This window comes from Stenotrophomonas sp. SbOxS2, from assembly GCF_013416715.1.
GTDB classification, from domain to species: domain Bacteria; phylum Pseudomonadota; class Gammaproteobacteria; order Xanthomonadales; family Xanthomonadaceae; genus Stenotrophomonas; species Stenotrophomonas lactitubi.
Genome location: NZ_JAAVXD010000009.1, coordinates 17,166 through 36,532, shown reverse-complemented (window position 1 = coordinate 36,532; position 19,367 = coordinate 17,166). Strand labels below are relative to the sequence as shown.

Below are 19,367 nucleotides of genomic sequence, written 5' to 3'. Positions count from 1 at the left end.
GCAGTTCCTTGGCAGACAGGCGGGCATGCTTTGCCCGGGCGAGAACACCCTAGACGATCCGCGCCATGCCGCACAGGGGGGTAGCAGGACCTTCGGGCCACGACCGTCACCCCACCAGTGGTATACAAGGGAGAGCCTGGCCATCCGCATCCCCTTCCGCTGGAGATACCCATGACCCGCACACCCCTGCTGCTCGCACTCGGCCTGCTGCCGATCCTCGCCACCACCGCCTGCAATGCAGCCGGCCCTGATGCGACAGGTCAGAAGGCACCGGCAGCCGCCACCGCCAACGACCAACGCCCCTTCACCGCCACCGAGGTCAGCCGTTTCGACCAGCCGTGGGCGATGACCTTCCTGCCCGATGGCAGCCTGCTGGTGACCGAAAAGCGCGGCAAGCTGCAGCACCTCGACCTGGCCAGTGGCCAGAAGCATGAGATCACCGGTGTCCCCAAGGTCGCTTACGGCGGCCAGGGCGGTTTCGGTGACGTGATCCTGCATCCGGATTTCGCCCGCAACCACCTGGTCTACGTCAGCTATGCCGAGGAAGGCACGCTGGATACGCGCGGCGCGGCCGTGGCCCGTGCCACCCTCGCCCTCGACGCCAACGGCGGCGGCCAGCTGAAAGACCTGAAGGTGATCTGGCGGCAGACGCCGAAGGTCAGTGGCGAAGGCCACTACGGCCACCGCCTGGCCTTCGGCCCGGACGGCAAGCTGTGGATCAGTTCCAGCGAACGGCAGAAGTTCGATCCGGCGCAGGACATGAGCGGCAACCTGGGCAAGATCATCCGTCTCAACGACGACGGCAGCCTGCCGGCCGACAATCCGTTCGCCTCGCAGGGTGGCGTGGCCGCACAGGTATGGTCGCTGGGGCACCGCAATGTGCTGGGCATCGCCTTCGATGCCAATGGCAAGCTGTGGGCGCAGGAGATGGGCCCGGCCGGCGGCGATGAGCTGAACCTGATCGTGCGCGGTGCCAACTACGGCTACCCGATCGTGTCCAACGGCGACCACTACGACGGCCGTCCGATTCCCGACCACGACACCCGCCCGGAATTCGCCGCACCGAAGGTGACCTGGAACCCGGTGATTTCCCCGGCCGGCCTGATGTTCTACAGCGGCAACCTGTTCCCGCAGTGGAAGGGCAGCGCCTTCATCGGTGGCCTGTCGTCCACGTCCCTGGTGCGCGTTGCCTTCGACGGCGACAACGCACGCGAAGCCGAACGCTTCAACATGGGCGAGCGCATCCGCGAAGTTGAACAGGGCCCGGATGGCGCGCTGTGGCTGCTGGAAGACGGCAGCAAGGCACGGCTGCTGAAGCTCACGCCGAAGGCCTGATTGGCCGGGTTGCCGGCCAGCGGCCGGCACTACCGAACTGCAACGGCCCCGCATGCGGGGCCGTCTGCTTTCACTGGATGGTGATGACCTTCACTTCCGTGCGCGTGCAGGCCTTGTCCAGGCACTGGCCGTTCAACCACACCTGGCCATCGCCGATCATCACGCCCTGCTGGTTGACGAACACCGTGCCGAACTCCTGCGCGGACACCGCCTTGACCACCGCCGGGGTGATGATCTTTTCGTAGTTGCGCTGGAATTCACCGGGCCCGGTGATCTTCTTGCCACCACTGATGTTCAGTGGGAAGCGCACTTCTTCAACCACCGCAGGACGGTCACCAGCGACTACGGCGGTCTTGAAGGCATTGAATACTTTTTCATACTGCGCCGCATCGCCAAGCAGCGTCTCGATGCGCGCGCGGGCGTCGTCTGCTGCGGGCTCGACGGGGCTGGAAGCATCCGCAGGCGTCGCCGCCGCATCCTTCGCATGTTCCGCCGCAGCCTGCGGCGCCGCAACGGCATCGGGCGTGGTGCTGGCGGCCGCCTCGGCCGGCGTCGCACCGGTCATCGGCGGCGGCGCATCGGCAGCGGGCTCGGGCGGCGATGCCGGCTGCGAGCACGCTGCCAGCAACAGGACAGGAACAAGGTAGGCCATCGTGCGCATGTGCGGTCTCCATCGATACAGGGAGTCCGATCGTAGCGCCGGGCCGCGCCCGGCGTGTTCGCCATGGGTGAGGACGCCGGGCATGGCCCGGCGCTCCTCATTGCCAGTAGATCCACGCCATGCGTGGATGCTCTACCTATCAGGCCTTCAGCAGCTCGAACTGCACTGCGTCACCGGCCATCGACGAGGCACACACCCACACGTCGAACAGGCCCGGCTCGGCACGCAGCACGCCGTCGCGGCCGGTGAATGCCAGCTGCTCGCGGGTCAGGGTGAACACCACCTCGGTCGATTCGCCCGGCTGCAGGGCCACCTTGCGGAAGTCCTTCAGCTCACGCACCGGCCGCACGCGGCTGGCCACGCGGTCATGGATGTACAACTGCACCACTTCCTCGCCGGCCACGTTGCCGGTGTTGGTCAGCGTGGTGGTCAGGGTCAGGGTGTCGTCCCAGCCGACGCGCGCGCTGCTCAGCTGCGGCACGCCGTAGGCGAAGGTGGTGTAACCGATGCCGTGGCCGAACGGATACAGCGGCTCGTTCGGGATCTCGCGCCAGCGTGCCTTGAACTCCGACATCGTCGGCAGTTCCGGGCGGCCGGTGCGTGGGTGGTTATAGAAGTACGGCTGCTGGCCGGACACCTGCGGGAAGCTGACCGGCAGGCGGCCGGACGGGCTGTAATCGCCGAACAGCACATCGGCCACGGCATGGCCGGTCTGCGTGCCCAGGTACCAGGTGATGGCCACGGCATGGGCATTGCGCACCGCGCCCTGCAGTGCCAGCGCGCGACCATTGCGCAGCAGCACCACCAGCGGCTTGCCGGTCATCGCCACCGCTTCGGCCAGCGCCTGCTGCGCCGGTGGCAGGGTGATCTCCACGCGCGACTGTGCCTCACCGCTGTAACGCTGCGGCTCGCCCAGCGCCAGCACCACCACGTCGGCACGCAGCGCAGCCGCCACGGCCGCTTCAGTGCCACCGGCAATGGCCACTTCCAGCTCGCAACCCGGCACCACTTCCAGCAGCGCGTCATCGCCGATGGCCGCGCGCACGCCGGTTTCCAGATCCACGTAACGCTGCTTGTCGCCGAACAGCGTCCAGCAGCCTTCGATGTTGTCGCGGTCCTGCACGAACGGGCCGATCAGCGCGATCTTCTGCCCGTTCTTCTGCAGCGGCAGCACGTTGTCACGGTTGTTCAGCAGCACGATCGAACGACGCGCGGCATCACGCGACAGTTCGTCGTGGGCGGCAATGTGCGAGGTATCGGCTTCGCGCGCCGGGTCCAGCGAACGGTACGGGTCCTCGAACAGGCCGATGGTTTCCTTCAGCCACAGGATGCGGCGCACGCCCTCATCCAGCACGCTCATCGGCACCTCGCCGCTCTCGACCAGGCCCGGCAGGTGCTCGGCGTAGAAGCCGCTCTGCATGCTCAGGTCGAGGCCGGCGGTGAACGCCTTGGCAGTGGCATCGCGGTCGTCGGCGGCATAGCCATGCGCGACCAGTTCCATGTCGGCGGTGTAGTCGGAGATCACCACGCCCGGGAACTTCCATTCACCGCGCAGGATGTCGGTCAGCAGCTCGGCGTTGGCGCTGGCCGGCACGCCGTTGATGTCGTTGAACGAGGACATCACGGTGATCGCGCCAGCGTCGAAGGCGGCCTTGAACGGCGGCAGGTGCACGTCGCGCAGGGTCTGCGGCGAGATGTCCACCATGTTGTATTCCATGCCGGCCATCACCGCGCCGTAGGCGGCGAAGTGCTTGGGCGTGGCCAGCAGCGAATCGGCGGCGCGCAGGTCGCTGCCCTGGAAGCCACGCACGCGGGCGGCGGCAAACGCACAGCCCAGTACCACGTCCTCACCAGCACCTTCGGCACCGCGGCCCCAGCGCTGGTCACGGGCGATGTCCACTGCCGGTGCGTAGGTCCAGTGCAGGCCGGCAGCGGTGGCTTCAACCGCAGTGGCGCGCGCCGTGCGCTCGGCCAGGTCCGGCTCGAAGCTCGCGGCCTCGCCCAGCGGAATCGGGAACACGGTGCGCATGCCGTGGATCACGTCGGCAGCCAGGATCACCGGGATGCCCAGGCGGCTCTCCTCGGTGGCGACCTGCTGGATGCGGCGGCCGAGCTCGGCGCCGACACCGTTGAACAGCGAGCCGACCTTGCCCTCGCGCACCTGCTGCAACACCTGGTCGGCATTGCGCACGTTGGCTTCCGGGTTCACGTCCGGGGCGAACGGGCGGACCATGTCCGCGAAGACACCCAGCTGGCCGACTTTTTCCTCGACGGTCATCTGGGCAATGAGGGATTCGATGCGATCGGAGGCCACCGGCAGTCCTTGATGAAAACGTTTACAAGCCCGGCATTCTAGCGATCCCGGACGATTTGGCGAGAGGTTTCGTCATTCAGTTTCAGCCACCAGCCGGATCCGTACGGTCCGGCCGGGGGCATCGCAGCTTACTCCGAGCCGGCCAACTGGCGCTGCCCGGCCATCAACATGGCGTCGCTGGACGCCTGGAACACCCGCAGGCCAAAGGCCGGCAGGATCGCCAGCAGGTGGTCGAAGATGTCCGACTGCACCGCTTCGTACTCGCCCCAAGCGGTGCTGCGGGTGAAGCAGTACAGCTCCAGCGGCAGGCCTTCGGTGGTCGGCTGCAGCTGGCGCACCAGCAGGGTCATGTCGGTGTGGATGCCCGGGTGGCTGGCCAGATAGCGCTCCACGTAGGCCCGGAACGTGCCCAGGTTGGTCACCCGGCGGCTGTTGACCTCGGCCACGCCCTGCTCGCGCAGGCGCCCGTTCCACTGGCCCAGCTCCTGCTGCTTGCCGCGCAGGTAGTCGCCCAGCAGGGCGAACTGGCCAAGGAAGGCCAGGTCGTCCTCTTCCATGAAGCGCACGCTGTGCTGGTCCAGGTACAGCGCGCGCTTGATCCGGCGGCCCCCCGCTTCCTGCATGCCACGCCAGTTCTTGAACGACTCGGTCACCAGCTTCTTGGTCGGGATGGTGGTGATGGTCTTGTCGAAGTTCTGCACGGTGACGGTATGCAGGGCGATATCGATGACATCGCCGTCGGCGTTCTGGCTGGGCATCTCGATCCAGTCGCCGATGCGCACGCGGCCATCGCCACTGATCTGCACGCTGGCCACCAGTGACAGGATGGTGTCCTGGAAGATCAGCATCAGCACCGCGGTGGCCGCGCCCAGGCCGGTGACCAGTGGGCCCAGCTTCACCCCCAGCAGGGTGGCGACGATCGACAGGCCCGCGGCCACGAACACCACGATCTTGACCACCTGCAGGTAGCCCTTGATCGGCTTGTTGCGTGCATCGGGCTTGCGCTCGTACAGGCTGTTGGCCGCATCCAGCGCATGCGAGAACGCCATCGATACGGTCAGTACCGCCCACACGATGCACAGCTTGATGATGACGTTGACCAGGCCTGGCGGCAGGTCAGGAATGAGGGTGATGCCCGAGGCGATCACCTGGCTGGGCACCACGTTGGACAGGCGCGCGATGACCCGCATCAGGTGGCTGCCACGCCCGGACTCGGCGCCCGGCAGGCGCTGCAGCAGGCGTCGCAGGCCGCGCACCAGGATGCGCTTGGTCACCCAGTTGGCCAGGCCAGCTGCGATCAGCAGGGCCGAGATCATCAACGCCAGGTAGGCGCCAGGATAGGGTTCCAGTGTGTTCTGCAGCTGTTCCAGCCACTGTACCGCCACCACTGCGTCCACCATCGGTTGTCTCCTGTCTGTATCAGTGTTCTTGAGGTTGCCGGCCAGCGGCCGGCACTACCGGGGGGTGCCAGCCGGCGGCTGGCAGTAGCGGGTCAGTCCCGCGAGCGTTCGATGATCACGCCGACCGCGCGCGCGCCGCGTACCGCACCGGGCTTGCTCAGCTTCAGGCGCAGCCACTTCACGTCGAACTCGTCCAGCACGATCTGCGCGCAGCGCTCGGCGAGCGTTTCCACCAGGCCGAACTCCGATTCACGCACGAACTGCTCCAGGCGCTTGCTGACCGCCTTGTAGTTCAGGGTATGGGCAATGTCATCGCTGGCCGCCGGGCGACGGTTGTCGAAGCCCATCTCCAGATCGAACACGAGGTCCTGGCGGATCCGCCGCTCCCAGTCGTAGATCCCGATCAGGGCGTCGATCGTCAGCCCTTCGATGAAAACCTTGTCCATTGCGGTTACCAGCCGGAAAACAGGCGGTCATGGTAACGGGACGGCGGTGAGCCTGCCCGGAACGGGCGATGGGCCGCCGGGCATTCACAGGGGCTGGAAAAGACAAAGGGCCCTGCTAGCGGGGCCCTTTGGTACCTCTCAACGTCCTCGGGGGGAGCTGGAATCCAGCCGCGAGTCCCGAAGCACACGCTGCGAAGGATGAAGATCATTTCCCCTGCCGTCCAGAGGCATTCACGACATTCCGGAGAAATCCGAATGCCGTTGGGAGTTCTGCCAGGCAAGCGGCTGGCATTGCCCGATATCACCTGTTCGGCTTCCGGCGCACGCTGGTGATCCACAACGTGATGCCGCCGACAATGAAAGAGCAGAGGATTCTGCAAGCAGCACTATCCCGACCACGCTGGGCAACCTACAAACGCATCGCAGTTCGTCATTCCCTGGATGCGACCTCGCTGTATGTCTGGAACATGCAGATGTGTGGCGCTTTGCTATCGCCGCTTCACATCTGCGAAATCGTCATCCGCAACGCAGTCGCCGCAGCACTGGCGCATGCCTATGGTCCCCGCTGGCCATGGCATCCAGCATTGCTGCAGCGCATGCCCGCCGATGGTGCGCTGTCGGCGCTGCAGGACCTGCACAGGCGATCGAATCAGCAGATGAACACGCCAGAGATCATCGCCAGCCTCCGATTCGCATTCTGGCAGCACCTCTTTACACGACGCTTTGAGGGGCCCCTGTGGACGCGAAGCCTGAAGATCGCTCTGCCCAACGCTCCACAGAACACTGTCGGCATCGTCCGCACCACCATCCATGCCGACCTAGACCGCATCCGCCAGCTGCGCAACCGCATCGCCCACCACGAACCCATCCTCGAACGTGACATCGGTGCCGACCTGGCCGCGATCGGGCGCCTGATCCACGCCCGTTGCCCGCACACCCTGGGTTGGCTGCAGCGCCATGAACGGGCGACGACGGTGCTGGCGGCCTCGCCGCTGCTTGGCAAACGTCGATGACGTTGCCGGCCAGCGGCCGGCACGACAGTAACAGGTCCGGCTCAGACCGCCGGCAGGGTTGCCATGTCCCAGCGCGGGGTCACTTCCACCTTGGGCGGACTGTGCTGGCCGGCCTGCAGACGCAATGCGCCAGCGAAGGCAATCATCGCGCCGTTGTCGGTGCACAGCGCCGGCCGCGGGAAGCAGGCGCGGCCGCCGAGGCGCTCGGCCATCTGCTGCAGGCGGGCGCGCAGACGCTTGTTGGCGCCGACGCCGCCGGCCACCACGATCACATTGGTGCCCGCCGCTTCCAGCGCGCGCTCGCACTTGATGGACAGGGTCTCGACCACGGCGTCTTCAAAACCACGGGCGATGTCGGCGCGGGTCTGCTCGCTCTGGTCGCTGTCGCGCCAGGCCATCAGGACCTGGGTCTTCAGGCCGGAGAAACTGAAATCCAGGCCCGGGCGATCGGTCATCGGCCGCGTGAAGCGGTAGACGCCCGGCGTGCCCTGCTCGGCCAGCTTGGCCAGCTGCGGTCCACCCGGGTACGGCAGGCCCATCATCTTGGCGGTCTTGTCGAAGGCTTCACCGGCCGCGTCGTCCAGGGTTTCGCCCAGCAGGCGGTACTGGCCGATGGCATCGACGGCCACCAGCTGGGTATGGCCGCCGGACACCAGCAGGGCCACGAACGGAGCCTGCGGCGGGTCGTCTTCCATCAGCGGCGCCAGCAGATGGCCTTCCATGTGGTGCACACCCACGGCGGGGACCTCCAGTGCCCAGGCCAGGGACCGGGCCACGCCGGCGCCCACCAGCAGCGCCCCGACCAGGCCGGGGCCGGCGGTATAGGCCACCCCGTCGATGTCGTTCACGCCGAGGCCGGCTTCGGCCAGCGTCTGCCGCACCAGCGGCAGCAGCTTGCGCACGTGGTCACGGCTGGCCAGCTCGGGCACCACACCGCCGTACTCGGCGTGCAGGGCGATCTGGCTGTAGACCGCATGGGCGCGCAGGGCCGCGCTGCCGGACAGGTCGGTGTCATACACCGCCACGCCGGTCTCATCACAGGAAGATTCGATGCCAAGGACTCGCATGCCTGCTATTATGACGCCCCTGCCAGCCCCTCGGGGGAACTGGCAGGTCTCACTGCAATCCAACAACTTGCCCCTATTCAGGATTTGTGGCTTGCAGTTTGTTTATTCGCCACTATAATGTGCGGCTCGCCGGGCGTGACCCGGTTCTACTGTGTCCCGGAGATTCCATGCCCAGCGTCAAAGTCCGCGAGAACGAACCCTTTGAGTTTGCTCTTCGCCGCTTCAAGCGCACTTGCGAAAAGGCCGGTGTGCTGGCCGAAACCCGCAAGCGCGAGTTCTACGAAAAGCCGACCCAGGAGCGTAAGCGCAAAGCCGCCGCTGCTGTGAAGCGTCAGCTGCGCCGCTCGTCGCGCGACGTTACCAAGCGTCAGCGCCTGTACTGATCGGACGCATCTTCATTGCGGTGGGCATCCCCTGCCGCGATGGAGTCGAAGCCGGCACGCGCGAGCGTCGCCGGCTTTTTGCGTTTCCGGGCCTGGGCGTCCGCCCTGCCCCACCACCACCACGAGGTTCGCCATGAGCATGAAGCAGCAGCTCACCGAAGACATGAAGGCCGCCATGAAGGGCGGCGAAAAGCACAAGCTGGGCGTCATCCGCCTGATCAACGCGGCCATCAAGCAGAAGGAAGTCGACGAGCGCATCGAGCTCGACGACACCGCCGTGATCGCCGTGCTCGACAAGATGGTCAAGCAGCGCAAGGACTCGGTCAGCCAGTTTGAAGCAGCCAACCGCGAAGACCTGGCGGAAATCGAGCGCGCCGAGATCGTGGTGATCGAAGCCTACCTGCCGGCCAAGATGGGCGAAGCCGAGATCGTCGCGGCGATCCAGGCGGCCATCGCCGAGACCGGCGCCAGCAGCGCAGCCGACATGGGCAAGCTGATGGGCGCACTGAAGCCCAAGCTCGCCGGCCAGGCCGACATGGGCCTGGTGTCCAAGCTGGTCAAGCAGCAGCTGGCGTAAGCCAGCATCCAGGGTCGGATCCCTTCCGCATCGCGGAAGGGCTCTGACCCCATTGATGCACCCGTTTCACTGCCCCTTCGACCCCCGGCTGCTACAACATCCCCATGGTCGAGCAATCCAACGCCCCCACCGACACGCGTCCCCACGGCATCCCCGCACGGCTTCGCCACTACGCCGATCGCCTGCAGGACAGCTTCCCGATGGCGGTGGCCAAGCGCTTCGTCGAAATCGACGTGCTGACCCAGGCCGCTTCGGTCTCCTTCTATGCCCTGCTGTCGATGGCTCCGCTGCTGGTGCTGCTGCTGTGGCTGACCGCCTCGTTGTATCCACCGGCGCAGCAGGCACTGATCGGACAGATCGGCTCGGTGGCCGGCAGCAGCGTGGCCAGCGTCGCCGACACCGTGCTGCACAACGCCAACAGCCAGCCCAGCGTCGGTTCGCTGGCCGGGGTCTGGAGCACGTTGCTGTTGTTCGTCGGCGCCACCGCCGTGTTCGCGCAGCTGCAGAACGCGCTGAACCGGATCTTCCATACCAGCGGGCAGCGCCTGGACGGGATCAAGGCCTGGCTGCGCAAGCGTGTGTTCTCTTTCGGCGTGGTGCTGGCACTGGGCTTCCTGCTGATCCTGTCGATGACTGCCACCACCGCACTGCAGGTGGTGTTCGCGCAGCTGCCCTCGGTGCTGCCCGCGATCGGCTACCTGACATCGCTGCTGCTGTACACGCTGGCCTTCGCCTTCCTCTATCACTACCTGCCGGACCGGCGCGTGGCCTGGCGCCAGGCGTTCATCGGCGGCGCCATCACCTCGTTGCTGTTCACCCTCGGCCGCTATGGCATCGGCGTCTACATCAGCACCGTTGCCCCCGGCAGCGCCTACGGCTCGATGGGCGCACTGGTGATTTCGCTGGTCTGGATCTACTACGCCACTGCCGTGTTCTTCGTCGGTGCGTTGATGACCGCGGTGATCGACGAACGCCAGTACGCACGTGCACGCTTGGCCAGCGCCGATGTGGCCCCACAGGAAACCGGCCCGGCCGCCGCCAGCGAGTAAACTAGGGGACCTGCCGCCCCCGCAGCGCGCCCTGGCGGCCGCGCCCTGTCCTGTTGCCCATGGCCCGTATCCCCGACGCTTTCATCGACGACCTGCTGGCCCGCTCCGACATCGTCGAGGTGGTGGGCAGCCGCGTGCCGCTGAAGCGCCAGGGCAAGGAGTACGCCGCACGCTGCCCGTTCCATGACGAACGCTCGGCCTCGTTCACCGTCTCGCCGACCAAGCAGTTCTATCACTGCTTCGGCTGCGGCGCGCACGGCACCGCGATCAGCTTCCTGATGAACTACGACCGCCTCGAGTTCCTCGACGCGGTGGACGAACTGGCCAAGCGCGCCGGCATGGAAGTGCCGCGCAGCGAGAACCCGCGCAGTGCCCAGCAGCAGGATGACAGCCGCGAGCTGTACTCCGCGCTGGACGCCGCTACCAAGTTCTTCCAGAAGAACCTGGAAGGCAGCGAGAAAGCGCGCAGTTACCTCGACGGCCGCGGCGTGGACGAAGAGAACCGCGCGCGCTTCCAGATCGGCTATGCGCCGGATGGTTACAGCGGCCTGCGCGATGCGCTGGGCAAGGACGAGCGGCGGATGAAGCTGCTCGACCGCGCCGGCCTGTTCTCCAAGAACGACCGCGGCCACGTCTACGACAAATTCCGCGACCGGGTGATGTTCCCGATCTTCGACCGCCGTGGCCGGGTGATCGCCTTCGGCGGGCGCGTGTTCGAGAAGGACGACGGCCCCAAATACCTCAACTCGCCCGAGACCGCGCTGTTCCACAAGGGCCGCGAACTGTACGGCCTGTGGCAGGTGCGCCAAGCCAACCAGAAGATCGAGCGCCTGATCGTGGTCGAGGGCTACATGGACGTGGTCTCGCTGTTCCAGTTCGGCGTCACCCAGGCGGTGGCGACGCTGGGCACAGCAACCACGCCGGACCATGCCGAGCTGCTGTTCCGCAACGCGCCGGACGTGTTCTTCTGCTTCGACGGCGACGCCGCCGGCCGCCGCGCCGGCTGGAAAGCGCTGGAATCGGTGCTGCCGCGCATGAAGGACGGCCGCCAGGCCTTCTTCCTGTTCCTGCCCGATGGCGAAGACCCGGACAGCATCGTGCGCAAGGAAGGCGCCGAGGCGTTCGATGAGCGCCTGAAACAGGCCACACCGCTGTCGCAGTTCTTCTTCGACGAGCTGACCCGCGAAATCAACCTGGGCACGCTGGACGGCAAGGCACGGCTGGCCGAGCGCGCCAAGCCGATGCTCGCGCAGATTCCCGACGGCGCGTTCGGCGACCTGATGAAACAGCAGCTGGGACAGCTGACCGGCCTGGGCGGCAACGCGCAGGCGGGCCGTCCGCAGATGCCTCAACGCGCCGCGCCGCGCACGATCCAACCCGCGGCCAAGCGCAGCCTGGTGCGCGGCGCGATCGCCGTGCTGCTGCAGCAGCCCTCGCTGGCCCTGACCCTGGGCGGCAAGCACCACTTCCAGGGCCTGCGCCTGCCGGGGGTGGAGCTGCTGCTGGAACTGCTGGGGCTGGTCGAACAACGCCCGGACATCAGTACCGGCGCCTTGCTGGAGCATTTCGACGGCCGCGAGGAACAGGCCTCGCTGCACACCCTGGCCGCGCAGACGCTGGCGGGCGATGAAGCGATGTGGACGGTGGAACTGCATGACGCGGTCGGGCAGCTGGAGAAGCAGCTGCTGTTCCAGCGGATCGACGACCTTAACGCCAAGCAGCGACAACAGGGTCTGGACGATACTGACAAGTACGAGATGCGCGAGCTGCTCAAGGCCCGCGCCAATCTGCGCCTGTAGCGGCAGAACACAGCCCCGGAGAGACCATGCTGCTGCGCCTGACCTGCCTGCTGTTGTTGTCGCTCTGCCCGGTTCTGCCGGCCTGGGCTGCGGACCCCGCCCTTGCTGAAGTCCGCCCCGGCCTCTACGCCGGCGGCCAGCCCACGGCTGCGCAACTGCGCGAACTGGCGGCACAGGGCGTGCGCACGGTGATCGACCTGCGCCAACCCGATGAAGATCGCGGCTTCGATGAAACGCGCGAGGCCGAAGCGCTGGGCCTGCGCTATGTACGCATTCCGGTGGCCGGTGCCGAGGGCCTGGATGCCGCCAACGTGCGCGCCGTGCACCAGGCCCTGCAACAGAGCCAGGGGCCGGTGCTGCTGCACTGCGCCTCCGGCAACCGCGCCGGTGCCGTGCTCGGCCTGCTCAACGCGCGCTACGAACACGCCAGCCCGGAACAGGCCCTGCAACTGGGCCAGCGTGCCGGCCTGAAGTCGCTGGAAGCGGCCACCCGCGAGCGCCTGGCCATCCCTTCTCCAACCCACTGATTCCCCGCACCAAGGAGTCTATCCACCATGACCCGCTGGTGGTCGCGCCTGCGACCGGACAACTTCACCCTCGCCCTGCTGTGCACCGTCGGCCTGGCCTCGCTGCTGCCGATGAAAGGCGCCGCCGCCCTGGTGCTCGACGATGTCACCACCGTCGCCATCGCCGCGCTGTTCTTCCTGCACGGCGCGCGCCTGCCGCGCGAGTCGATCATCGGCGGCATGCTGCACTGGCGCCTGCACCTGACGATCCTCGCCTGCACCTTCATCCTGTTCCCGCTGCTGGGGCTGTTGTTCAAGCCGCTGTCGGGCTGGCTGCTGACGCCTGAGCTGTACCTGGGCGCGCTGTTCCTGTGCACCCTGCCGTCCACCGTGCAGTCGTCCATCGCGTTCACCTCGATGGCGCGCGGCAACGTGCCAGCGGCGGTGTGCAGTGCCTCGCTGTCGAGCATCCTCGGTGTGTTCCTGACGCCCCTGCTGCTGACCGCACTGGCCGGTACCTCCGGCGGCGTGCATGACCCGCTGCATGCCATCGGCGGCATCATGCTTCAGTTGCTGGTGCCGTTCGTGGCCGGCCACCTGCTGCGGCCATGGATCGCCGGCTGGGTGGAAAAGCAGCGCGCGCTGCTGCGCTACACCGACCAGGCCACCATCCTGCTGGTGGTGTACTCGGCGTTCGGCGAAGCAGTTACCGAGGGGTTGTGGAGCAAGACGCCCCTGCTCTCGCTGTTCGCGGTGGCTGTCGTGGCCGCGGTACTGCTCGGCATCGCCATGCCGCTGATCACCTTCATCGCCCGCCGCCTGCGCTTCAACCGCGAAGACGAGATCGCCATCGTGTTCTGCGGCTCGAAGAAGAGCCTGGCCACCGGCGTGCCGATCGCCAAGGTGCTGTTCGCTGGCGGCAGCCTCGGCGCGATCGTGCTGCCGGTGATGATCTACCACCAGATCCAGCTGATCGTCTGCGGCGTGATCGCCCAGCGCTACGCCAAGCGCGCGCCCTGACCCAACCGCGAAATCATCCACGCATGGCGTGGATCCACTGAACGCGCGGACTGCTGTGGGAAATCATCCACGCACGGCGTGGATCTACTGAACGTGCGGGATGCTGCGGGAAATCATCCACGCATGGCGTGGATCTACTGAACGTGCCGGCTGCTGCGGGAAATCATCCACGCATGGCGTGGATCCACTGAACGCGCGGGCTGCTGCGGGAAAAACATCCACGCACGGCGTGGATCTACTGAACGTGCGGGCTGCTGCGGGAAATCATCCACGCATAGCGCGGATCTACTGTAGAGCCGAGCCCATGCTCGGCTGATGCCCGGGTAGATCCACGCCATGCGTGGATGCCTCAGCCCATCACAACCAGGGCAGGATCCAGTGGTCCACCAGCAGGAAGGCAAACAGCGCCATCAGGTAGACGATGGAGTAGCTGAACATCTTCATCGAGAACAGTTCATCCGGCGGGTTCAGCATGCGCCAGGCGTACCAGAGGAACACGGCGTTGAGCACGATCGCGCCGCCCAGATAGAACGCGCCGCTCATGCCGACCAGATAAGGCAGCAGGCAGACCAGTGCCAGCACCACCGAGTACGCCATGATCTGCTTGCGCGTGTGCACCACGCCATGGGTGACCGGCAGCATCGGGATTTCCGCCTTGGCGTAGTCCTCGCGACGGAAGATCGCCAGTGCCCAGAAGTGCGGCGGCGTCCAGATGAAGATGATCAACACCAGCAGCGACGAGTACGCCCAGTCCGACGAGCCCTGCATGCCGGTCACCGCCGCCCACCCCAGCATCGGCGGCATCGCGCCGGCCAGACCACCAATGACGATGTTCTGTGAGGTCGCACGCTTCAGGTAGACGGTGTAGATCACCGCATAGCCGATCAGCGAAGCGAAGGTCAGCACCGCGGTGATCCAGTTCACCCACAGCACCAGGATCGCCATCGACAGCACGATCAGCACGCCGGCGAATACCAGCACCTGCCATGGCTTGACCTTGCCCACCACCAGCGGTCGCCACGAGGTACGCGCCATCTGCGCATCGATGTGCGCATCCAGCAGCTGGTTGATGGCTGCAGCTGCAGAGGCGGCAAGCCAGATGCCAAGGAAGCCGAGCAGGCCGGCACGCACCTGCTCCCAGCTGGGCACACCCGGAATGGCCAGGACCATGCCGACCAAAGCGGTGAAGACGATGAGGGCGACGACCTTGGGTTTGGTCAGGTCCCAGTACTGGCGATAGTTGGAAAACATGGAATCAGTCCGGGGCACGCAGGCGGGCCAGCAGGCTGACCAATACAAACAACAGGGCAACGGCAACGCCGTTGTGCGCCACTGCCACTTCCAGCGGCAGTGCAAGCTTCACATTGAGGATGCCGAGAGTGACCTGCAGCACCAGCAGCGCGACCAGGGCCGAGGCCCAGCCACGCATGCTCGGCAGCCGGAACAGGCGCAGGCCCAGCCACAGCATGTAAACGGCAACGACAATCGCGAACAGGCGATGGGCCATCTGGATGGCGATGCGCGAGGCACCGTCGAGCACGCCGCCTTCGTAGTCCACGCCAATGCCACGCCACAGGGTGAAGCCCTCGGCGAAGTTGTGCTGCGGCCACCACTGGTTGGCGCAACGCGGGAAGTTGTCCAGCGAGGCGCTGCCGCCGCCGCACGCCAGTGCCGCGTAGTTGGCACTGACCCAGCCGCCGAGCGCGATCTGGGTGACCAGCACCGCCACACCGATGCGCAGCAGCCACTTCAGCTTCGGCGCCTCGGCCAGGGTGATCGGCATGTGCGTGGCCCGCCAGGCCATCCACACCAGCAGGCCGAACATCAGCATGCCGCCCAGCAGATGGCCCATCACCACGATCGGCTTGAGCAGCAGGGTCACCGTCCACATGCCCAGCAGGGCCTGGAAGATCACCACCGCCAGCGTCAGCAGCGCAGCGCGCGCCAGGTCGATGTTGCTCCAGCGCAGTGCCGCGATCAGCAGGATGGCCTCGCCGATCAGTGCCAGCGCGCTGGCGGTTCCATGCCAGCCCATCATGTACAGCGGTATGCCCGCAGCCACCAGCACGCAGGCGGTGACCACGGCCGTGCTGCCGAATCGCCGCTTGCGCGTGGCCAACAGTGCCAGGGTCAGGATCTCGATGCCGAGCGCGCCGGCCAGGAAGCGGTGCACCTGCTCACGCCAGGCTTTGTGCGTTTCCAGCGGACGGATCTCCGCCGCCGGATGCCCGATGGTCTCTTCCACGTGCTGCGGCCAGGTCGCCTGCCCATAGCAGGTCGGCCAGTCCGGGCAGCTCAGGCCGGCATCGGACAGGCGCACGAAGGCGCCGAACATGATCGTGCTCGCGGTCATGATCATGGCGAACCACGCCAGGCGGTGGAAATTGCGGTGCAGCGCCGGACGCGCGGAAAGGCTCATCAAACGGGACTCACTTCAGTTTCAGCAACGTGGCCATGTCCTTGCGCAGGCCTCCGAGATCGCTCCCGGGGGCATGACGCATGATCACGAAGCCGTTCGGATCGATCACGTAGACCGGCAGACCCGCCGGATCATCGACGCCGGGCAGCGCCGCGCGCAGGGCTGGCGACGGGGCCAGCGGCCGCAGCGCGGGCAGCGAGGCGATCGACGCCGGTGGCGTTCCCAGCCACAGGATCTCGACATTATCGGCGTTATGGCCGAACAGCTGCCACACCTTGCCCAGTCCCTGCGACAAAGTGACGCACTGCGCGTCGCAGGCACCGGCCGGTGCCACCAGCAGGCGCCAGGTGCGCGCGTCGGGGTTCCAGGGGTAGGCCGCGCCATTGGCCAGCGTCGGCGGTTGTTGGCGCAGATCCACCGGCGGCTTCAGCAATTGACCACTGTTGCGATGCGCAGTCGGCTGCCAACCCGAGAAACGCAGGATGGCGGCCAGCGCCATCGCCCCGAAGAAAACGGCGAACAGCAGCACCAGGGTCCGGCGGCCATTGCCGCGCGCCTGCGGGGAGGTAGCAGTGTTCATGCGGGGCATTTTCTCATGGTTGGGAAAGGGATGCCGGCCAGCGGCCGGTACTACCGGGCAACGGGCCGCCGCCTGCGCCATTCCAGTACCAGCGCTACCACCAGCACGGTCAGCGCCAGCCCGAACCACTGCACGGCGTAACCCAGGTGGCGCTGCGGCGGCAGCGTGTTCGGCAGCAGGTCGAGATCGCGCTCATCGCCGAACGGCAACGCCGGATCCAGCCGCAGCACACGCTCGGGCAACGACGGCAGGCCCAGTGCAGCGGCCAGGCCATCGGCGGGAAGGCGACTGGCCAGCCAGCGCCCTGCAACATCGGTGGTGGTAAACGCCGGTCCCAGCGCCAAGCCGGCCGAAGGGGGCGGTGCCAACAGGCCACGTACGTCCACCGGCGACGGCGGTGCGGGCACCACCGGCAACGTGCGGTCGGGCGGCAGCGCGCGCCAACCCAGGTCCACCAGCAACACGCTGCCCGCGTCGCTGCGGAACGGACGATAGATCTTCACTCCGGCGCGGCCGTGGCGGGTCTGGTTGTCGAGCAGCACCACGCCCGGCAGGAAGCGACCGTGATCGGCCACGCCATGCAGCGCGCCCTGCGCCGCCAGCGCCTGTGCCAATGGCATCGCCTGCGCCACGGCCGGGGCCTGCGCATCCAGCAACGCCTGTTTGGCATGCATCCGCTGCAGCTGCCACAGGCCAAGCGCGGTGAATCCGGCCATTGCCAGCAGCGCCATCAGCCATCCAATCAGGCGCGTGTGCTGGCGCATCATGACAAGTCCGCGCAAACGCGGTCAGATAGGCACATCCACCCTGCCCTCGAGCCGCGCATGAGTGATTCGCTGAAGACCCTGCTGGTAATCGCGTTTCTGATCGTCATCGTCTGGAATCTGGGCGCCGGCCTGTATTACCTGCTGGTGGACCGCGGCCAGACCAAGCGCACGGTCAATGCACTGACCCGCCGCATCGGAGTGTCGGTGGCGTTGATCGTACTGGTGATCGTGTGCATCTACATGGGCTGGATCAAACCGCACGGCATCGGCAGCTGACCCCACGTCAGACCAGGCAGCGCCGGCGGCTGGGGCTGCCGACGCCTGCGCGGTCAAAGCACGTAGACGAACAGGAACAGCATCAGCCACACCACGTCGACGAAGTGCCAGTACCACGCAGCCGCTTCGAAAGCGAAATGGTTGTCGCGGGTGAAGTGTCCCTTTGCCGACCGCAGCCACATCACGATCAGCATGATCGTGCCCAGCAGTACGTGTGCGCCGTGGAAGCCGGTCAGCATGAAGAAGGTCGACCCGTAGATACCCGAGCCGAGCGTCAGGTTCAGTTCCTTGTAGGCGTGGATGTACTCCTCCGCCTGCAGGGTCAGGAAGCCGAGACCCAGCAATACCGTCAGGCCCAGCCAGATCAGCAGCTGGCGGCGGTTGCCCGCCTTCAGCGCATGATGGGCGATGGTCAGGGTCACGCCCGAGGTCAGCAGGATCAGCGTATTGATCAGCGGCAGGCCCCAGGCCGGGATCGTCTGGAACGCGCCACCGATTGCTGCCGGGCCGTTGGTCGGCCAGCCGGCCGAGTAGCCCTGCCACAGCAGTTCGTTGGTCATCACCCCGCGCCCTTCACCGCTCAACCACGACAGGCCGAGGTGGCGGGTGTAGAACAGCGCACCGAAGAAGGCACCGAAGAACATCACTTCGGAGAAGATGAACCAGACCATCCCCATCCGGAACGAACCGTCCACCTGCCGGTTGTAGTTGCCGGCCTGCGACTCGCGCACCACGTCGCTGAACCACCAGAACAGGGTCAGCACCAGCATCGCCACACCGATGTAGAAGGTCCAGCGGCCCCAGCTGGCGTCATTGAGCCAGCTGGCCACGCCGACCATGGTCACCATCATCGCGATGGAACCGACGAACGGCCATTTGCTCTGGGCCGGGACGAAGTACACGTTGGCGTCGGTAGGTGTCTGGGCCATGGTCGGTATCCGGGTCAGGGAGCAGCGTGGGCGCCTTCCGACGTGGCGGCCGGAGCCAGCCGATCGGACAACGCATCGTTGCGGTAGAAGGTGTAGGACAAGGTGATCGTCCGGATTTCCGGCGGCAGGTCCGGATCGACGATGAAGCGCACCGGCATGTCGCGCTTCTCGCCGGCCTGCAGGGTCTGCGCAGTGAAGCAGAAGCATTCGGTCTTGCTGAAGAAACCCGACGCGCGTGCCGGTGCCACCGAAGGCACCGCGCTGCCGACCACGGCCTGCTGGCTGTCGTTGCGGGCGAAGTACAGCGCCTCGTTGAGCTCGCCAGGCACCACATCCATGGTCAGCTGCTCGGGATGGAACGACCATGGCAGCCGCGAATTGACGCCACCATCGAATTCCACCCTCACGGTGCGCTTGCCACTGGCGGCACCGGTACTGGCTTCGCTGCCCGGGCCACGTTCCAGGCGCACGCCGAACACCTTCTCGCAGGCGATGCGATACAGCGGCACCAGCGAGAACGTCAGCAGGAACACCACCACCGCAACGCCGATCAGGCGCGGCAGGCCGGCGCTGCGTGACGGAGCGGTGGCCGGCGTTTCGCTCATCGACCGATCACGCCGCTGAGGATGAAGCCGACGTAGACCAGCACGGCGATCGCGCCCACCCACAGCGCGGTGCGCTTGGCGCGCTGGCGCTGCTGCTCGATGCCGGCGCTCTGGGCTTCGCCTTCGCGGTTGTAGAGCCGAGCCATGCTCGGCCGCTTTTCGTCAGTCGAGCATGGCTCGACTCTACAGCTCTGGAGCGGGCTCTCGTTATGCATGCACCA

At 66.5% G+C, this 19,367-nt stretch carries 21 protein-coding genes; 9 read left to right on the top strand and 12 right to left on the bottom strand.

Annotated elements, in window-relative coordinates:
* Positions 1–171 precede the first annotated feature (171 nt).
* Positions 172–1,335, top strand: a complete 1,164-nt coding sequence (locus HFK18_RS20480; protein ID WP_180167648.1) for a PQQ-dependent sugar dehydrogenase — start codon at positions 172–174, stop codon at positions 1,333–1,335.
* A 70-nt stretch (positions 1,336–1,405) separates the two neighbouring features.
* On the opposite strand, the gene HFK18_RS20475 is transcribed toward HFK18_RS20480, so the two are convergent.
* From HFK18_RS20475 to folB, 4 genes are all read right to left on the bottom strand, one after another.
* Positions 1,406–1,996 carry a hypothetical protein gene (locus tag HFK18_RS20475; protein WP_180167647.1) on the bottom strand — a complete coding sequence of 197 codons (591 nt, stop codon included), beginning with the start codon at positions 1,994–1,996 and terminating at the stop codon, positions 1,406–1,408.
* A gap of 139 nt (positions 1,997–2,135) precedes the next feature.
* Complete coding sequence (locus tag HFK18_RS20470) at positions 2,136–4,310, bottom strand: glycoside hydrolase family 3 N-terminal domain-containing protein (RefSeq protein WP_180167646.1); 2,175 nt, start codon at positions 4,308–4,310, stop codon at positions 2,136–2,138.
* A 128-nt stretch (positions 4,311–4,438) separates the two neighbouring features.
* Positions 4,439–5,710, bottom strand: a complete 1,272-nt coding sequence (locus HFK18_RS20465; RefSeq protein WP_100461525.1) for a mechanosensitive ion channel domain-containing protein — start codon at positions 5,708–5,710, stop codon at positions 4,439–4,441.
* Between the two features lie 92 nt (positions 5,711–5,802).
* Positions 5,803–6,156, bottom strand: coding sequence for a dihydroneopterin aldolase (folB, locus tag HFK18_RS20460; protein ID WP_025878255.1), 354 nt, complete (start codon positions 6,154–6,156; stop codon positions 5,803–5,805).
* A 329-nt stretch (positions 6,157–6,485) separates the two neighbouring features.
* On the opposite strand from folB, the gene HFK18_RS20455 reads away from it, so the two are divergent.
* Positions 6,486–7,169: a hypothetical protein gene (locus HFK18_RS20455; protein WP_343124864.1), complete on the top strand. Its 684-nt coding sequence runs from the start codon at positions 6,486–6,488 to the stop codon at positions 7,167–7,169.
* A 41-nt stretch (positions 7,170–7,210) separates the two neighbouring features.
* Here the strand turns inward: HFK18_RS20455 and tsaD are convergent, their stop codons facing one another.
* Positions 7,211–8,236 (bottom strand): tRNA (adenosine(37)-N6)-threonylcarbamoyltransferase complex transferase subunit TsaD, encoded by a 1,026-nt coding sequence (gene tsaD / locus HFK18_RS20450; protein ID WP_099821347.1) that lies wholly within the window; start codon positions 8,234–8,236, stop codon positions 7,211–7,213.
* 167 nt (positions 8,237–8,403) lie between these two features.
* On the opposite strand from tsaD, the gene rpsU reads away from it, so the two are divergent.
* The 6 genes from rpsU (at position 8,404) to HFK18_RS20420 (ending at position 13,570) form a co-directional block, all read left to right on the top strand.
* A complete protein-coding gene (rpsU, locus tag HFK18_RS20445; protein ID WP_002808376.1) occupies positions 8,404–8,619 on the top strand; it encodes a 30S ribosomal protein S21 in 216 nt (71 codons plus the stop codon).
* A 133-nt stretch (positions 8,620–8,752) separates the two neighbouring features.
* A complete protein-coding gene (locus HFK18_RS20440; protein ID WP_099821346.1) occupies positions 8,753–9,196 on the top strand; it encodes a GatB/YqeY domain-containing protein in 444 nt (147 codons plus the stop codon).
* Between the two features lie 200 nt (positions 9,197–9,396).
* Entirely contained in the window at positions 9,397–10,245 is an 849-nt protein-coding gene (locus HFK18_RS20435; RefSeq protein ID WP_230112547.1) for a YihY/virulence factor BrkB family protein, read from the top strand.
* A 59-nt stretch (positions 10,246–10,304) separates the two neighbouring features.
* Complete coding sequence (gene dnaG, locus HFK18_RS20430) at positions 10,305–12,044, top strand: DNA primase (protein ID WP_180167644.1); 1,740 nt, start codon at positions 10,305–10,307, stop codon at positions 12,042–12,044.
* Positions 12,045–12,070: 26 nt separating this feature from the next.
* Positions 12,071–12,571 (top strand): protein tyrosine phosphatase family protein, encoded by a 501-nt coding sequence (locus tag HFK18_RS20425; protein ID WP_180167643.1) that lies wholly within the window; start codon positions 12,071–12,073, stop codon positions 12,569–12,571.
* 27 nt (positions 12,572–12,598) lie between these two features.
* On the top strand, positions 12,599–13,570 hold the full coding sequence (locus tag HFK18_RS20420; protein WP_180167642.1) for a bile acid:sodium symporter family protein: 972 nt from the start codon (positions 12,599–12,601) through the stop codon (positions 13,568–13,570).
* Positions 13,571–13,927: 357 nt separating this feature from the next.
* Here the strand turns inward: HFK18_RS20420 and cyoE are convergent, their stop codons facing one another.
* Genes cyoE through HFK18_RS20400 form a run of 4 tightly spaced genes read right to left on the bottom strand, consistent with a single transcriptional unit; the run spans position 13,928 to position 17,336 of the window.
* Positions 13,928–14,821: a heme o synthase gene (gene cyoE, locus HFK18_RS20415; protein ID WP_099821342.1), complete on the bottom strand. Its 894-nt coding sequence runs from the start codon at positions 14,819–14,821 to the stop codon at positions 13,928–13,930.
* A gap of 4 nt (positions 14,822–14,825) precedes the next feature.
* Positions 14,826–15,989, bottom strand: a complete 1,164-nt coding sequence (locus HFK18_RS20410; protein WP_100461549.1) for a COX15/CtaA family protein — start codon at positions 15,987–15,989, stop codon at positions 14,826–14,828.
* A gap of 10 nt (positions 15,990–15,999) precedes the next feature.
* Positions 16,000–16,569 (bottom strand): hypothetical protein, encoded by a 570-nt coding sequence (locus tag HFK18_RS20405; protein WP_089238227.1) that lies wholly within the window; start codon positions 16,567–16,569, stop codon positions 16,000–16,002.
* Between the two features lie 50 nt (positions 16,570–16,619).
* Positions 16,620–17,336: an SURF1 family protein gene (locus HFK18_RS20400; RefSeq protein WP_180167641.1), complete on the bottom strand. Its 717-nt coding sequence runs from the start codon at positions 17,334–17,336 to the stop codon at positions 16,620–16,622.
* A 57-nt stretch (positions 17,337–17,393) separates the two neighbouring features.
* Here HFK18_RS20400 and HFK18_RS20395 point away from each other — a divergent pair, with 57 nt between their 5' ends.
* Positions 17,394–17,612 (top strand): twin transmembrane helix small protein, encoded by a 219-nt coding sequence (locus HFK18_RS20395; protein WP_089238223.1) that lies wholly within the window; start codon positions 17,394–17,396, stop codon positions 17,610–17,612.
* 53 nt (positions 17,613–17,665) lie between these two features.
* Here HFK18_RS20395 and HFK18_RS20390 read toward each other — a convergent pair whose 3' ends face one another.
* Genes HFK18_RS20390 through HFK18_RS20380 form a run of 3 tightly spaced genes read right to left on the bottom strand, consistent with a single transcriptional unit; the run spans position 17,666 to position 19,361 of the window.
* The gene (locus HFK18_RS20390) at positions 17,666–18,541 is read right to left on the bottom strand and encodes a cytochrome c oxidase subunit 3 (RefSeq protein WP_049468562.1); all 876 of its coding nucleotides are present in this window, start codon (positions 18,539–18,541) and stop codon (positions 17,666–17,668) included.
* A gap of 14 nt (positions 18,542–18,555) precedes the next feature.
* Entirely contained in the window at positions 18,556–19,146 is a 591-nt protein-coding gene (locus tag HFK18_RS20385) for a cytochrome c oxidase assembly protein (protein ID WP_100461555.1), read from the bottom strand.
* On the bottom strand, positions 19,143–19,361 hold the full coding sequence (locus tag HFK18_RS20380) for a hypothetical protein (RefSeq protein ID WP_089238217.1): 219 nt from the start codon (positions 19,359–19,361) through the stop codon (positions 19,143–19,145). The genes HFK18_RS20385 and HFK18_RS20380 overlap by 4 nt, the downstream gene beginning before the upstream one ends.
* Between the last annotated feature and the right edge of the window lie 6 nt (positions 19,362–19,367).

What these genes read in the sequence shown, in the direction of transcription:
- HFK18_RS20480 (WP_180167648.1), top strand. Translation starts at nt 172, where the DNA reads ATGACCCGCACACCCCTGCTGCTCGCACTCGGCCTGCTGCCGATCCTC.
- HFK18_RS20475 (WP_180167647.1), bottom strand. Translation starts at nt 1,996, where the DNA reads ATGCGCACGATGGCCTACCTTGTTCCTGTCCTGTTGCTGGCAGCGTGC.
- HFK18_RS20465 (WP_100461525.1), bottom strand. Translation starts at nt 5,710, where the DNA reads ATGGTGGACGCAGTGGTGGCGGTACAGTGGCTGGAACAGCTGCAGAAC.
- folB (WP_025878255.1), bottom strand. Translation starts at nt 6,156, where the DNA reads ATGGACAAGGTTTTCATCGAAGGGCTGACGATCGACGCCCTGATCGGG.
- tsaD (WP_099821347.1), bottom strand. Translation starts at nt 8,236, where the DNA reads ATGCGAGTCCTTGGCATCGAATCTTCCTGTGATGAGACCGGCGTGGCG.
- rpsU (WP_002808376.1), top strand. Translation starts at nt 8,404, where the DNA reads ATGCCCAGCGTCAAAGTCCGCGAGAACGAACCCTTTGAGTTTGCTCTT.
- HFK18_RS20440 (WP_099821346.1), top strand. Translation starts at nt 8,753, where the DNA reads ATGAGCATGAAGCAGCAGCTCACCGAAGACATGAAGGCCGCCATGAAG.
- HFK18_RS20435 (WP_230112547.1), top strand. Translation starts at nt 9,397, where the DNA reads ATGGCGGTGGCCAAGCGCTTCGTCGAAATCGACGTGCTGACCCAGGCC.
- dnaG (WP_180167644.1), top strand. Translation starts at nt 10,305, where the DNA reads ATGGCCCGTATCCCCGACGCTTTCATCGACGACCTGCTGGCCCGCTCC.
- HFK18_RS20425 (WP_180167643.1), top strand. Translation starts at nt 12,071, where the DNA reads ATGCTGCTGCGCCTGACCTGCCTGCTGTTGTTGTCGCTCTGCCCGGTT.
- HFK18_RS20420 (WP_180167642.1), top strand. Translation starts at nt 12,599, where the DNA reads ATGACCCGCTGGTGGTCGCGCCTGCGACCGGACAACTTCACCCTCGCC.
- cyoE (WP_099821342.1), bottom strand. Translation starts at nt 14,821, where the DNA reads ATGTTTTCCAACTATCGCCAGTACTGGGACCTGACCAAACCCAAGGTC.
- HFK18_RS20410 (WP_100461549.1), bottom strand. Translation starts at nt 15,989, where the DNA reads ATGAGCCTTTCCGCGCGTCCGGCGCTGCACCGCAATTTCCACCGCCTG.
- HFK18_RS20405 (WP_089238227.1), bottom strand. Translation starts at nt 16,569, where the DNA reads ATGAACACTGCTACCTCCCCGCAGGCGCGCGGCAATGGCCGCCGGACC.
- HFK18_RS20400 (WP_180167641.1), bottom strand. Translation starts at nt 17,336, where the DNA reads ATGATGCGCCAGCACACGCGCCTGATTGGATGGCTGATGGCGCTGCTG.
- HFK18_RS20395 (WP_089238223.1), top strand. Translation starts at nt 17,394, where the DNA reads ATGAGTGATTCGCTGAAGACCCTGCTGGTAATCGCGTTTCTGATCGTC.
- HFK18_RS20390 (WP_049468562.1), bottom strand. Translation starts at nt 18,541, where the DNA reads ATGGCCCAGACACCTACCGACGCCAACGTGTACTTCGTCCCGGCCCAG.
- HFK18_RS20385 (WP_100461555.1), bottom strand. Translation starts at nt 19,146, where the DNA reads ATGAGCGAAACGCCGGCCACCGCTCCGTCACGCAGCGCCGGCCTGCCG.
- HFK18_RS20380 (WP_089238217.1), bottom strand. Translation starts at nt 19,361, where the DNA reads ATGCATAACGAGAGCCCGCTCCAGAGCTGTAGAGTCGAGCCATGCTCG.